At 75.1% G+C, this 15,794-nt stretch carries 2 protein-coding genes; both read left to right on the forward strand.

Annotated elements, in window-relative coordinates; genetic code table 11:
• Positions 1-158: 158 nt before the first annotated feature.
• Positions 159-14,384, forward strand: a complete 14,226-nt coding sequence (locus tag IF00_RS0138945) for a non-ribosomal peptide synthetase (protein WP_030326602.1) — start codon at positions 159-161, stop codon at positions 14,382-14,384.
• A partial coding sequence (locus tag IF00_RS0138950; protein ID WP_030326605.1) for a condensation domain-containing protein occupies positions 14,381-15,794 on the forward strand: 1,414 nt, incomplete at its 3' end. The genes IF00_RS0138945 and IF00_RS0138950, both read left to right, overlap by 4 nt.

Here is a 15,794-nt window from a genome sequence, read left to right on the forward strand (position 1 = left end):
GGCAGCTTGGCGTATAGGTGCTGTCCAGAGGGGTCGGCGTGCCGCGGACTACCGTCCTGCGCAGTGTGCAGACGCTGTCTGCGGAGAAATCACTGACCTGTTCTTGCGGTGTGCCGGGAATTCCCCGTCGCACACCTGTAGGTGGATGGCGAGGAATCATGGACCAGTCTCAGTCTTTTGCCGACGGCGAGCAGCAGCTTCCGCTGACCGGGGCTCAGGCAGGGGTGTGGTTCGCGCAGGCCGTCGAACCCGACAGCCCGATCTTCCGCGCGGCGGAGTACCTGGAGATCCACGGCGCCCTGGACACCGCGGTCTTCGAGCGGGCGCTGCGGCGGATGACCGCCGAGGCCGACGCCCTGCACATCCGGTTCGTCGACACCGAGGACGGCCCCCGCCAGGTGATCGGGGACGAGCCCTCCTGGACCCTGCGGACCGTCGACGTCTCCGGCGAGGCCGACCCCCGCGCCGCCGCCGAGGAGTGGATGGGCCGCGATCTGCGCCGCCGCATCGACCTGACCGGCTCGCCGCTGTTCACGTACGCGCTGTTCAAGGCCGCCGATGACCGCTGGTTCTGGTACCACGCCTACCACCACATCCTGCTCGACGGCGTCGGCGCCGCCCTCCTGGTCCGCCGCGTCGCCGACGTCTACACCGCGCTCGCCGCAGGCGCCGACCCCGGCCCCACCCCCTTCGGCTCGGTCCGCACCCTCCTCGCCGAGGACGCCGCGTACCGCGCCTCCGGGGACCTCGCCGACGACCGGGAGTTCTGGCACGGCCGGTACGCCGACCAGCCCGAGCCGGTCGCCCTCTCCACCCGCCCGCTGAAGCCGTCCGCCGACTTCGTCCGGCGCAGCGCGCACCTGCCCGAGGACGTCCGGCAGGACCTGGTGCGCGCGGCGGAGCGGGCCGGCACCGCCCGCTCCCGCGTCGTCATCGCCGCCACGGTCGCCTACATGCACCGCATGACCGGCCTCACCGACATCGTGCTCGGCCTGCCGGTCACCGCCCGCCCGGGCCCCGAGTCCCGCACCGCGCCCGGCATGGCCGCCAACGTGGTCCCGCTGCGGGTCGCGGTCGACGACGCCACGACCGTCGGCGAACTCCTGGAGCGCACCCGGGTCGCGCTGCGCGGCCTCGTCACCCACCAGCGCTACCGCGGCGAGGAGCTGCGCCGCGACCTCGGCCTGCCCAACGACCACCGCCGTTTCTTCGGCCCGCTGCTCAACGTCGTCCCGTTCGACTACGACCTGAGCTTCGCCGGACTGCGCGCCGACGCGCACAACATGTCGCTGCGGCTCATCGAGGACCTCGCCGTCTCCGTCTACGACCGGGGCAACGGCGCCGGCATCCGCGTCGACTTCGACGCCCACCCGGACCTGTACGCTCCCGCCGAGCTGGCCGCGCACCAGGACCGCTACCTGCAGTTCGTCGGCCGGATCGCCCGCGCGCTCGACGAGCCCGGGACGCCCCTCGGCCGGATCGGGCTGCTCGGCGACGAGGAGCGGGACGCGGCCGTCGCCCGCCACGCCGCCGCCCCCGTGCCCGCCGCCGAAGGCCCCACGCTCGCCGCCCTGTTCGAGCGCCAGGTCCTCGCCTCGCCCGACGCCCCCGCCCTCGCGTTCGAGGACACCGTCCTCGACTACGCCGAGCTGAACCGGCGCGCCAACCGGCTCGCCCGGCTGCTCGCCGCCCGCGGCGTCGGACCCGAGGACCGGGTCGCCCTGCTGCTGCCGCGCTCCGCCGAGTTCGTCGTCGCGATCCTCGCCGTGGTCAAGGCCGGAGCGGCGTACGTCCCCGTGGACCCGGGCTACCCCGAGGCCCGCATCGCGCACATCCTCGGCGACGCGGCCCCCGTCCGCGTCCTCGTCGACGCCTCCACGGCCGCCGTCGCCGAGGCCGCCGGGCGCACCCCGCTCGCCCTCGACGCACCCGACGTCGTCGCCGAGCTGGCGTCGCTGTCCGGCGCCGACCTCGCCGACGCCGATCGCACCGCCCCGCTGACCGCCGCGCACGCCGCGTACGTCATCTACACCTCCGGCTCCACCGGCCGCCCCAAGGGCGTCGTGGTCACCCACGCCGGCCTGCCGGGCCTCGCCGACACCTTCGTCCGGCGGCTGGACGTCCGCCCGGGCAGCAGGGTCCTCCAGTTCGCCTCCATGGGCTTCGACGCGATGGTGCCCGAGTTGTGCATGGGCCTGCTCGCCGGCGCCACCTTCGTCCTCGCCCCCGCCGAACGCCTGCTGCCCGGCGACCCGCTGGCCGCGTTCGCCCGCGAGGCCGGGATCACCCACGCGATCCTGCCGCCGTCGTCGCTGGCCGTCATGGACCCCGCCACCGACCTGCCCCCGGGCATGACCATCCTCATCGCCGGCGAGGCCGCCGGTGAGGAACTCGTCTCCCGCTGGGCGCCCGGCCGACTCTTCGTCAACGGCTACGGCCCCACCGAGACCACCGTCTGCGCCACCATGAGCGAGGCCCTCGACGGCACCCGCACGCCCCCCATCGGCGACCCCATCGCCGAGACCCGGGTGTACGTCCTCGACAGCGCCCTGCTGCCCGTGCCGCCCGGCGTCACCGGAGAGCTGTACGTCGCCGGCCCCAGCCTCGCCCGCGGCTACCTCGGCCGCTCCGCGCTCACCGCCGAGCGGTTCGTCGCCCACCCCTTCGGCCTGCCCGGCGAGCGCATGTACCGCACCGGCGACCTCGTACGCCAACTCCTCGACGGAACGCTGGAGTTCGTCGGACGCGCCGACGAGCAGGTCAAGATCCGCGGCTATCGCGTCGAGCCCGGCGAGGCCGAGGCCGCGCTGCTGCGCCTGCCCGCCGTGGCCCAGGCCGCCGTGACCGTACGCCGGTCCGCCGACGGAACCCCCGCCCTCGCCGGGTACGTCGTCCCCACAGCCCCGGCCGCCGCCGGACTCGACCCGGCCGCCGTCCGCGACGCCCTCGCCGAGATCCTGCCCGGCTACCTCGTCCCCGCGACCGTCACCGTCGTCGACGCCATCCCCGTCACCCCCAACGGCAAGGTCGACCACAAGGCCCTGCCCGAGCCGGGCCCGGCCGCCGCCGGTGCGGGCCGGGAGCCCCGCACCCCGCTCGAACACGCCCTCGCCGCCCTCTTCGCCGACGCCCTCGGCCGCGACACCGTCCTCGCCGACGACGACTTCTTCGCCCTGGGCGGCCACTCCCTCATGGCCGCCCGGCTCGCCCGCCGGATCTCCGCCGAACTCGGCCGGGACTGCGGTGTCGAGGCCCTCTTCGCCGCGCCCACCGTCCGCCGGCTGGCCGGCCGCCTCGAAGGCGCGACCGCCGAGCGCCCCGCTCTCACCCCCGTGCCCCGCGACGGCGACCTCGCCCTCTCCTACGCCCAGCAGCGCCTGTGGTTCCTCGACCAGCTCGAAGGGCCCAGCGCCGCGTACAACATCCCGCTCGTGCTCACCCTCGACGGCACGCTCGACCGGCCCGCCCTCGCCGCCGCGCTCGGCGACCTCACCGACCGCCACGAGATCCTGCGTACCGTCTACCGCGAGACCGGCGGCGTCGCCGCCCAGCACATCCTGCCCCCCGGCGGCGCACCCGCGCTCACCGTCCGCACCGCGAGCGACGACACCCTGGACGCCGAGCTGTCCGCCGCCGTCGCCCACCGCTTCGAGCTCGCCGGAGAACCCCCGCTGCGAGTCACCCTGTTCGCCCTCGCCCCCGACCGGCACGTCCTGCTGCTCCTGCTCCACCACATAGCCGCCGACGCCGGCTCCCTCGCCCCGCTGCTCGGCGACCTCACCGACGCCTACACGGCCCGCCGCGCCGGACACGCCCCCGCGCCGGCCCCGCTCGCCGTCCAGTACGCCGACTACGCCGCCTGGCAGCGGCGCGCCCTCGGCGACGAGAGCGACCCCGACAGCGCCGCCGCCCGCCAGATCGCCTTCTGGAAGCGGCAGCTCGACGGCCTGCCCGACCACCTCGACCTGCCCGCCGACCACCCCCGCGGCGCCGGCTCGGCAGCCCCCGCGGACCTGGTCGCACTCGACCTCGACGCGGCCGCGCACCGCCGCCTCGCCGAGCTCGCCCGTGCCAGCGGCGCCAGCACCTTCATGGTCGTCCAGGCCCTCGTCGCCACCCTGCTGACCCGGCACGGCGCCGGGACCGACATCGCCCTCGGCACGCCCGTCACCGGCCGCCCCGAGGACTGCCTGGACGCCCTCGTCGGCTTCTTCACCAACACCCTCGTGCTGCGCACCGACACCTCCGGCGACCCCACCTTCGCCGAACTCCTCGCCCGCGTCCGCACGAGCAACCTCGACGCCTACGCCCACCAGGAGCTTCCGTTCGAGCGGCTGGTCGAGGTGCTCAACCCGGCCCGCTCCACCTCCCACCACCCGCTGTTCCAGGTCATGATCTCCATGGACAGCTCGGAGCGGTCACTGCCCGCCACCGACGGGCTCGCGCTCGGCCTGGTCGACGTGCCCACCGGCGCCGCCAAGTTCGACCTGTCGTTCAACATCCGCGAGCACCGCGCACCCGGCGGCGACGAAGCCGGCCTGCTCGTCGCCCTGGAGTTCCGCACCGACCTCTTCGACCGCACCACCGCCGAGGCGTTCCTGGCCCGCTTCGCCCGGCTCGCCGAAGCCGCCACGGCCGCCCCCGGCACCCGCATCGGCAGCGCCCCGCTCCTCTCGGACGAGGAGATCCACCGGCTCCTCGTCGCGTGGAACGACACCGCCGCGCCGGAGACCATGACCGACGCCGTCGCCCGCGTCCGCGCCGTCGCCGCCGAGCACCCCGAGGCCGTCGCCGTCACCGACGACCACGGCGACGTCACCTACGCCGAACTCATGGACCGCGTCGACCGGCTCGCCGCCAGGCTGCGCGCCCGCGGCGCCCGGGAGGACACCGTCGTCGCCGTCCTCGCCGACCGGGGCCCCGCCGCGATCACCGCCTTCCTCGGCATCCAGGCCGCGTCCGCCGCCTACCTCCCGCTGGACACCCGTGCCCCGCACGAGCGGTCCGCCTCCCTGCTCGCCGACGCCTCCGCCGCCTGGCTGCTCACCGGGCCCGGCCACGAGGAGACCGCCGACGCAGTCGTCGCCGGAACCGGCGCGAAGGCCCTGCCGGTCGACGACCCCGCCGACCCCGCCCCGGCCGCCGACGCCACCGCACCGGCCGGTGACCAGCTCGCGTACGTCATCTTCACCTCCGGCTCCACCGGCCGCCCCAAGGGCGCGATGGTCCACCACCGGGGCATGAACAACCACCTGCTCGCCAAGGTCGACGACCTCGCCCTGACCGGTGCCGACACCGTCGTCCTGAACGCACCCCTCACCTTCGACGTCTCCGTCTGGCAGATGATCGCCCCGCTGCTCACCGGCGGCCGCGTCCTCGCCGTGAACCAGCTCCTCGCCGCCGACCCGCTTGGCCTGTTCCGGCTCGTCGGCCACGACGAGGTCACCGTCCTGGAAGTCGTCCCCTCCCTGCTGCGCGCCGCCCTGGACACCTGGGACGAGGGCGCCGAGGTTCCCGCCCTGCCCGCCCTGCGGTGGCTCGTCGTCACCGGCGAGGAACTTCCCGCCGACCTGTGCCGCCGCTGGTTCGCCCGATTCCCCGGCATCCCGATGATGAACGCGTACGGGCCCACCGAGTGCTCCGACGACGTCACCCACGCCGTCCTCACCCCCGACACCCTCGACGAGCGGCGGACCACCGCCCCCATCGGGCACGCCGTGCGCAACACCACCCTGTACGTCCTCAGCGACGAGCGGCGACTCGTCCCGCCCGGCACCCCCGGCGACCTGTACGTGGCCGGCGTCGGCGTCGGCCGCGGCTACCTCGGCGACCCCGATCGCACCGCCGCCGCGTTCGTCCGCGACCCGTTCGCCGACGACGGCAGCCTCATGTACCGCACCGGCGACCTCGTCCGCCACCGCCCCGACGGACAGCTGGAGTTCATCGGCCGACGCGACTCCCAGGTCAAGATCCGCGGCCAGCGCATCGAACTCGGCGAGGTCGAGGCCCATCTGCGGGCCCTGCCCGGCGTCACCGACGCCGCCGCCGCGGTCGTCCCCGGCCCGGGCGGACACCGCCACCTCGTCGGCTACGTCGTCGGCGCCGACGACCTCCGCGGCCTGCGCGAGGCCCTCGCCGCCGCACTGCCCGAACACCTCGTCCCCGCCGTCCTCGTCGCCCTGCCCGTGATGCCGCTCACCCCGAACGGCAAGACCGACCGGAAGGCCCTGCCCGCCCCCGACTTCACCACCGTCGAACGCCGCGCCCCGCGCACCCCGCAGGAAGAGATCCTGTGCGGCGTCTTCGCCGACATGCTCGGCCTCGACCGGGTCGGCGTCGACGACGACTTCTTCGCCCTCGGCGGACACTCCCTCCTCGCCACCCGCCTCGTCGCCCGGATCCGCACGGCCCTCGACGCGGACCTGGAGGTCGCCGCACTCTTCGAGACGCCGACCGTCGCCGGCCTGGCCGCCCGGCTCGCCGACGCCGGACCCGCCCGCGGCACCGTCGCCCGCCGCGCACGCCCCGACAGGCTGCCGCTGTCGTACGCCCAGCGCGGCCTGTGGTTCCTCAACCGGATGGACCCGGCCGACGGCACCTACAACATCCCCCTGGTCCTGCGGCTCTCCGGCCCGCTCGACCACGACGCCCTGCGCCGAGCCCTCGTCGACGTCGCCGGCCGGCACGAGAGCCTGCGCACCGTCTTCCCCGAGACCGACGGCGTCCCCCACCAGCTCGTCCTCGACCCCGAACAGGCCTGCCCCGTCCTCGACGTCGTCGAAGCCGCCGGACGCGACGCCGACGCCCTCGTCGCCGAAGCGGTCGGCCGCGGCTTCGACATCACCCGCGAGGCCCCGCTGCGTGCCCGGCTCGTCGCCGTCGGACCCGAGACGCACGTCCTCGTCGTCGTCGTCCACCACATCGCCGGTGACGGCTGGTCCACCGCGCCGCTCGCCCGCGACCTCAGCCTCGCCTACGCCGCCGCCCTCGAAGACCGCGCCCCCGACTGGCCCCCGCTGCCCGTCCAGTACGCCGACCACACCCTGTGGCAGCGCGACCGGCTCGGTGAGGAGAGCGACCCGGACAGCGTCGTCTCCGCCCAGATCGCCTACTGGAAGGACGCCCTCGCAGGCCTCCCCGAAGAGCTCGCGCTCCCGACCGACCGGCCGCGGCCCGCGCTGCCCAGCCACCGCGGCGGCCTCGTGCCCTTCCACCTCGGCCCCGAGACCCACCGCGCACTGCTGGGCCTCGCCCGCACCCACGGCGTCACCCCGTTCATGGTGCTGCACGCCGCGCTCGCCGCCCTCCTGACCCGCCTCGGCGCCGGCACCGACATCCCGATCGGCGGCTCGGTCGTCGGCCGGGGCGACGAGGCCCTCGACGACGTGGTCGGCTTCTTCGTCAACTCCCTGGTGCTGCGCACCGACACCTCCGGCGATCCCACCTTCGCCGAACTCCTGGAACGCACCCGCACCGCCGACATCGCCGCCTTCGCCCACCAGGACCTGCCGTTCGAACGGCTCGTGGAGGCGCTCAACCCGCGCCGCTCGCTCAACCGCCACCCGCTGTTCCAGATCAAGCTCGTCCTGCAGAACCTCGACCGCCCCGAGGTCGACTTCCCCGGTCTGCGCGCCGACGTCGCCCGGATCGACCCCGACATGGCCAAGTTCGACCTGCTTCTCTCCGTCGCCGAACGGTACGACGAGCACGGCGAACCGCAGGGCGTCGAGGCGGCCGCCGGCTACTCCGCCGACCTGTTCGACCGGCCGACCGTCGAGGCACTCGCCGGCCGGTTCGTCCGGCTCCTCGAATCAGCCCTGAGCGACCCGCACCGGCCGCTCGCCCGGCTCGCCGTCATGGACGGCAGCGAGCGGCACGACCTGCTCGTCACCCGCAACGCCACCGACCACGAGACCCCCGACGCGACCCTCCCGCAGCTCTTCGAGGCCCAGGCCGCCCGCACCCCGGACGCCCCCGCCGTCGTCTGCGGCGCCGAACGGCTCAGCTACGCCGGGCTCGACGCCCGCGCCAACCGCCTCGCCCACCTGCTCCTGGAACACGGCGCCGGCCAGGACACCCTGGTCGCCCTCGCCCTGCCCCGCTCGACCACCGCCGTCGAGGCGATGCTCGCCGTCGGCAAGGCCGGCGCCGCCTACCTGCCGCTCGACCCCGAACACCCCGGCGAGCGCGTCACCCGGCTCCTCGCCGACGCCCGCCCGGCCCTCCTGCTCACCACCGCCGCCACTCTGGACGCCGCCCCGCACCTGTCCGGCACCGGCGCCCGCGTCCTCGTCCTGGACGCCCCCGAGACCGCAGAAGCCCTCGCCCGCGCCCGCACCGACGCCCCGGCCGAAGGCGACCGGACCGCGCCCGTCACCCCCCTCGACGCCGCGTACGTCGTCTACACCTCCGGCTCCACCGGCGCGCCCAAGGGCGTCGTCGTCGAGCAGCGGGCCCTGGTGGACTACGTGGTGCGCTGCGCCGCCGAGTACCCCGGGCTGAGCGGACGCACCCTCCTCCACTCGCCGCTCTCCTTCGACCTCGGCCTCACCACCCTGTACGGCACCCTCCTCGCCGGCGGCTGCCTCCACGTCGCCGACCTCGACGAGACCCTCGACGTCCCCGGCGGCCTGACCTTCCTCAAGGCCACCCCCAGCCACCTGCCGATCCTCGACACCCTGCCCGACGAACTCTCCCCGAACGCCGAGCTGATGACCGGCGGCGAGGCCCTGCACGCCGAACAGCTCGCCGCGTGGCGCGCCCGGCACCCGCAGGTCGCCGTCGTCAACCACTACGGCCCCACCGAGACCACCGTCGGCGTCCTCGACCACCGCGTCCCGGCCGGCGCCCCGCTCGCCGCAGGACCGGTCCCGCTCGGCCGGCCCATGTGGAACACCCGCGCCTACGTCCTCGACGCCTCCCTGCTGCCCGTGCCCGACGGCGTCACCGGCGAGCTGTACATCGCCGGAAGCGGCCTGGCGCGCGGCTACCTCGGCCGCCCCGCAGGCACCGCCGAGCGGTTCGTCGCCGACCCGTACGGACCGGCCGGCGCGCGCATGTACCGCACCGGCGACCGGGTCCGCTGGAACGCCGCCGGCGTTCTCGAGTACGTCGGCCGGGCCGACCACCAGGTCAAGGTCCGCGGCTTCCGGATCGAGCTCGGCGAGGTCGAGGCCGCCCTGCTGTCCGCCCCCGGCGTCCGCCAGGCACTCCCGCTGGTCCGCGAGGACCAGCGGGACGACAAGCGGCTCACCGCCTACGTCGTCCCCGCCCCCGGCGAGCGCCTCGTGCCCGACCGCGTCCGCGCCCATGTCGCCGGGGTGCTCCCCGAGTACATGACGCCCACCGCCGTCGTCGTCCTCGACGCGCTCCCGCTCACGGCCAACGGCAAGGTGGACCGGGCCGCGCTGCCCGCCGCCGAGGCCGTCGGCGGGCCGGTGACCCGCGCCCCGCGGACCCCGGAGGAGGAGATCCTCGCCGGTCTGTTCGCCGATGTCCTCGGCGTCCCGCGCGTCGGCGTCGACGACGACTTCTTCGCCCTCGGCGGCCACTCCCTGCTCGCCATGCGGCTGCTCAGCCGGATCGCCTCCACCCTCGGGATCCGCGTCGGCGTCAAGGCGCTGTTCGACGCCCCGACCGTCGCCGGCGTCGCCGCCCGGCTCACCACCCCCGGCGAGACGCGCCCCCCGCTCGTCCCCGCCGACCGCGGCGACCGCGTCCCGCTGTCCTTCGCCCAGACCCGGCTGTGGTTCCTCAACCGGCTCGAAGGCCCCAACGCCACCTACAACGTGCCCCTCGTGCTCCGGCTCGACGGCACGCTCGACCGTGCCGCCCTGCGCGCCGCGCTCCGCGACGTCACCGACCGCCACGAGAGCCTGCGCACCGTCTTCCCGGAGACCGACGGCGTCCCCCGCCAGCACGTCCTCGGCCCCGTCGAGGGCGCCGCCGTCCTCGACGAACACGCCGTCGCGGCCGACGAGCTGGAGCAGGCGATCACCGACACCGTCCTCGGCGGCTTCGACCTGACCGTCCAGCCGCCGCTGCGGGCCCGCCTGCTCACCGCCGACGGCTCCGGCGCCCGCGTGCTCGTCCTCGTCACCCACCACATCGCCAGCGACGGCTGGTCCCTCACTCCGCTGCTCGCCGACCTGTCCCGGGCCTACACCGCCCGTACCCGCGGCGCCGCACCGGCCTGGGAGCCGCTGCCGGTCCAGTACGCCGACTACACCCTGTGGCAGCGGACCGTCATGGGCGACGAGACCGACCCGGACAGCCAGCTCACCCGGCAGCTCGACCACTGGAGGGCCGCGCTCGACGGCCTCCCCGAGGAACTCGACCTGCCCGCCGACCGGCCCCGGCCCGAGGTCGCCACCTACCGCGGCGACAACGTGCCGCTGGAGCTCGACGCCGAGACCCACGCCGCGCTCGCCGCGCTCGCCCGCGCCCACGGCGTCAGCCTCTTCATGGTCCTTCAGGCCGGTCTGGCCACGCTTCTGACCCGGCTCGGCGCCGGCGGCGACATCCCGATCGGCACACCCATCGCCGGACGCACCGACGACGCCCTCGACGAGCTGGTCGGCTTCTTCGTCAACACCCTGGTCCTGCGCACCGACACCTCCGGCGACCCGACCTTCCGCGAGCTGCTCGCCCGGGTCCGCGAGACCGACCTCTCCGCGTACACCCACCAGGACCTGCCGTTCGAGCGGCTGGTGGAGGAGCTGAACCCGGTACGGTCCCTGGCCCGCCACCCGCTCTTCCAGATCATGCTGATCCTGCACAACACCGTCCGGCCCGAGATCGACCTGCCCGGACTGCGGATCGAGGTCGAGGGAGCCGACGCCCCGGTCGCCAAGTTCGACCTGTCCGTCAGCGTCTGGGAGCGGCACACCGCCGACGGCGCCGCCGACGGCATCCTCGGCCGGATCGAGTACGCCCTCGACCTGTTCGACCGCTCCACAGCGGAAGCGATCGCCACCCGGCTCCAGCGGCTCCTCACCGCCGCCGCGCACAGCCCCGAGCTGCCGGTCAGCGGCCTCGCGGTCCTCGACGACGCCGAACTCCACGACCTCCTCGTCGTCCGCAACGCCACCGGCCACCCGCGCCCCGAGGCGTCGCTGCCCGAGCTGTTCCGCCACCAGGCCGCCCGCACCCCCGAGGCGACCGCCCTCGTCCGAGGCGACCTCTCCCTCACCTACTCCGAACTCGACGCGCGCTCCGACCGGCTCGCCCACGTCCTGCTCGGCCGGGGCGTCCGCCCCGAGGACCGGATCGCGCTGCTCCTCGCCGACCGGGCCGCCCACGTCGTGGCGACCCTCGCCGTCGCCAAGGCGGGCGGCGTGTACGTACCGCTGGATGCGCGCAGCCCCGAGGCCCGCACCCGCCGGATCCTCGACGGCACCGCGACCGTCCTCGTCCTCGCCGAGGCGGCCACCGTCGCCCGCGTCCCGGACGGCTCCGCGCCCGTCCTCCTCCTCGACGACGGGCTCCCGCCGGCCGGCGCGCCGGACGCCGAACTGCCCGCGATCCATCCGGACCGGCTCGCGTACGTCATGTACACCTCCGGCTCGACCGGTGAGCCGAAGGGCGTCGCCGTCACCCACCGCAACGTCGCAGGGCTCGCCCGCGACCGCTACTGGGGCCACGGTGCCGGCGACCGGGTGCTCATGCACTCCCCGCCGTCCTTCGACGCCTCCACGTACGAACTGTGGGGCCCCCTCCTCAGCGGCGCCCAGATCGTCGCCTCCGACGGCGACGCCACCGACATCGCCTCCCTGGCCGCCACGATGACCCGGCACCGCGTCACCGTCGGTCTGTTCAGCGAGGGCGTGTTCCGGCTCCTCGCCGAGAACCACGCCGACGCCTTCCGCGACCTGCGCGACATCTACGTCGGCGGCGACACCGCCTCGGCGACCGCCGTCCGCAGGGTCCTGGAGCAGACCGCCGGAGCCCGCCTCACCAACAGCTACGGCCCCACCGAGACCACGCTGTGCGTCGTCCACCACGCCCTCACGGACGAGGACGTCGCCCGCAACGCCTTCCCCATCGGCCGCCCGCTCGACAACACCCGCGTCTACGTCCTCGACACGGCCCTGCGGCCCGTCCCCGACGGCGTCACCGGCGAACTGTACGTCGCCGGCGAGGGCCTGGCCCGCGGCTACACCGGCCGCCCCGGCCTCACCGCCGAACGCTTCGTCGCCGACCCGTACGGCCCGCCCGGGTCGCGCATGTACCGCACCGGCGACCGGGTCCGCTGGCGCGCCGACGGCACCCTGGAGTTCGCCGGCCGCTCCGACGCCCAGGTCAAGGTCCGCGGCTTCCGCATCGAGCTCGGCGAGGTCGAGGCCGCCGTCGCCGCCCACCCGGCCGTCGCCCAGACCGTCGTCGTGGTCCGCGAGGACCGGCCCGGCGACAAGCGCCTGGTCGCCTACGCCGTCCCGGCCGCCGGCCACCCGCTCGACGCCGACGCGCTGCGTGCCCACGTCGCGGCCCTGCTGCCCGACTACATGACACCCGCCGCGTTCGTCGAACTCGCCGAACTGCCCCTGACCCGCACCGGAAAGCTGGACCGCAGGGCCCTGCCCGCACCCCGGTACACGGGCGGCGGCGGCCGCGCCCCGCGCAACGAGCGCGAGCAACTGCTGTGCACGCTCTTCGCCGACCTGCTCGGCGTCGCCGAAGTCGCCGTCGACGACAACTTCTTCGCCATGGGCGGCGACAGCATCGTCTCCATCCAGCTCGTCAGCCGGGCCCGCGAGGCCGGACTCGTCCTCACCCCGCGCGACATCTTCCAGCACCAGACCGTCGAGGCCCTCGCCCTCGCCGCGACCGCCCCGGACGCCGACACCGCGAGCGCCCCCGACGACGGCACCGGAACGGTGCCCGCCACCCCCATCATGGAATGGCTGCGCGGCCTCGGCGGCCCCGTCGAGGGCTTCAACCAGTCCGTCCTGCTCCGCACCCCCGCGGGCCTCGGCGAACGGGCCCTGGTCACCGCCGTCCAGGCCGTCCTCGACGGACACGACCTGCTCCGCGCCCGCCTCGACCGGACCGGGGACGGCCCCTGGACCCTGGACGTCCCGCCCGCCGGCAAGACCGACGCCGCCGACCGCGTCACCCGGGTCGAGATCACCGCCGTCCCCGACGACGCCCTCGCCCCACTCCTCGCCGACCACGCCGAGACCGCCCGCAGGGCCCTCGACCCCGACCGGGGCGAGATGCTCCGCGCCGTCTGGTTCGACGCCGGACCCGACCGCGCCGGACGGCTCCTGCTCCTCGCCCACCACCTCGTCGTCGACGGCGTCTCCTGGCGGATCCTCGTCCCCGAACTCATGACCTGCTGGACCGACGCCGAAGCAGGCCGCGAGACCGGGATCGCACCCGCCCGCACCTCCTTCCGCACCTGGGCCCGCCGCCTCGCCGACCGTGCCCTCACCGGCGCCGTCGAGGCCGAACTCCCGCTGTGGGAAAGGATGACCGCGGAAGCCGACCCGCTCCTCTCCGACCGCCCCCTCGAACCCGCCGCCGACACCCACGCCACCACGCGCCGTCGCGCCCGCACCCTCCCCGCCGACCGCACCGAGCCCCTGCTCACCGCGGTACCCGCGGCGACCGACGCCGGCCCCGACGAGATCCTGCTCACCGCCCTCGCCCTCGCCCTCGCCGAATGGCGGCGCGGTCGCCGGCGCGGCGCACCGGGCGCCGGACCCGTGCTCCTCGACGTGGAGGGCCACGGCCGCACCGACGACGACGGCGTCGAACTCTCCCGCACCGTCGGCTGGTTCACGGCCATGCACCCGCTGCGTCTCGACCCGGGCGTCAAGTGGCACGAGGTCCGCGGCGGAGCCCCGGCCGCCGGCGAGGCCCTGCGCCGGGTGAGCGGCCAGATCCGCGCGATCCCCGCCAAGGGCGCCGGATACGGCCTGCTCCGCCACCTCAACCCGCGCACCGCGGACCTCCTCGCGAGCGGCGCCGCCCCGCAGATCGGCTTCAACTACCTGGGCCGCGTCCGCACCGACCACTCCGCCGGCCCCGCCGACTGGGGCGCCGCGCCCGAGGACGTACGCATCGCCCCGACCGACCCGGACCTGCCGTTCGCCCACAGCCTGGAGGTCAACGCGGTCACCCACGACCGGTCCTCCGGACCCGAGCTGACCGTGACCTGGACCTGGCCCGGCGGCCTCTTCGACGAGGCCGACGTCGACGCCCTCACCGGCCTCTGGTTCGAGGCCCTCGACGACCTCACGCGGTACAGCACCGCACACGCCGCCCCCGCCGGCGGCACCCCCCGCAGTCTGACGACATCCGACCTCTCCCTGGCAGACCTGGACCAGGGCGAGATCGACGAGCTCGAGGCCGAACTGGCCGACCTGGAGGATCTGACGTGACGCACACCAGCCGACCGGCCCGCAAGCCGTCCGGACTCGAGGGCGTCCTGCCCCTGTCCCCCCTGCAGGAAGGCCTCCTGTTCCACTCCCTGCTCGACGACGGCGAAGGTCCCGATGTCTACGCCGTCCAGCTCGCCGTCGACCTGGAGGGACCGCTCGACGCGGCCCGCCTCAAGGACGCGATGGCCGCCCTGCTGCGGCGCCACGCCAACCTGCGGGCCGGATTCCGCTCCGTACGCTCCGGAAAGCCGGTGCAGTTCATCCTCCGCGAGGTCGAACTGCCCTGGCGCGAGGCCGACCTCACCCATCTGCCCGCGGACGAGCGGGAGGCCGAACTCGGCCGGCTCGCCGACGAGGACCGCGCCGAGCGCTTCGACCTGGCCGCGCCGCCGCTGATCCGCTGCCTCCTGATCCGCCGCGAGGACGCGCTGCACCGGCTGGTCGTGACCAACCACCACATCCTGCTCGACGGCTGGTCCATGCCGGTCGTGCTGCGCGAACTGTTCACCGTGTACGAGCAGGGCGCACAGGCCCTGCCGCCGGTCACCCCGTACAAGAACTACCTCCAGTGGCTGGCCGCGCAGGATCGCACCGAGACCGAGCAGGTCTGGCGGCGCACCCTCGCCGGCGTCGAGGAGGCCACCCGCCTGGCCCCGGCCGGCCCCGGCCGCGAGGCCCGCATGCCGGAACGCGTCGAGGCCCTGCTCCCCGCCGACCTCGGCGACGGCATCGCGGAACTCGCCGCCTCCGGCGCCGTCACCCTCAACACCGTGGTCCAGCTCGCCTGGGCCGTCGTCCTGGGCCGCCTCACCGGCCGCGACGACGTCGTGTTCGGCACCACCGTGGCCGGCCGTCCGGCCGATGTGCCCGGCGTCGAGTCCATGGTCGGCCTCTTCATCAACACCGTCCCCGTCCGCGTCGCCCTCGACCACGACGAACCGTGGTCCAAGGCCCTCGCCCGCCTGCAGAACGAACAGGCCGATCTCGGCCCGCACCAGCACCTCGGCCTCGCCGAGATCCAGGCGCTGGCCGGCGGCGGCGAACTCTTCGACACCACCGTCCTCGTGGAGAACTACCCCGTGGACCCGGCCGCCGAGGGCGCCCGGCTCGAGTCCGGACTGCGCCTCGTCGGCGCGAAGGGCCGTGACGCCACCCACTACCCCCTCACCCTCGTCGTGTCCCGGACGGCGGCCGGCGTGCAGGTGCGCCTCGACTACCGCCCCGACCTCTTCGACCACGCGTCGGCCGAACGGATCCTGCGCCGCCTGGAGCGCGTACTGCGTGCCGCGGTCATGGACGCGGACCGGCCCGTCGGCGACATCGACGTCCTCGACGCCGTCGAGCGCGATCGGTTGGTGAGCGGTGTGAACGCGACGGGTGCTGTGGTGCCCGTGGGCGTGGTGCCGGTGT

The sequence above is a fragment of the Streptomyces flavochromogenes genome (assembly GCF_000717595.1).
GTDB lineage: Bacteria > Actinomycetota > Actinomycetes > Streptomycetales > Streptomycetaceae > Streptomyces > Streptomyces flavochromogenes.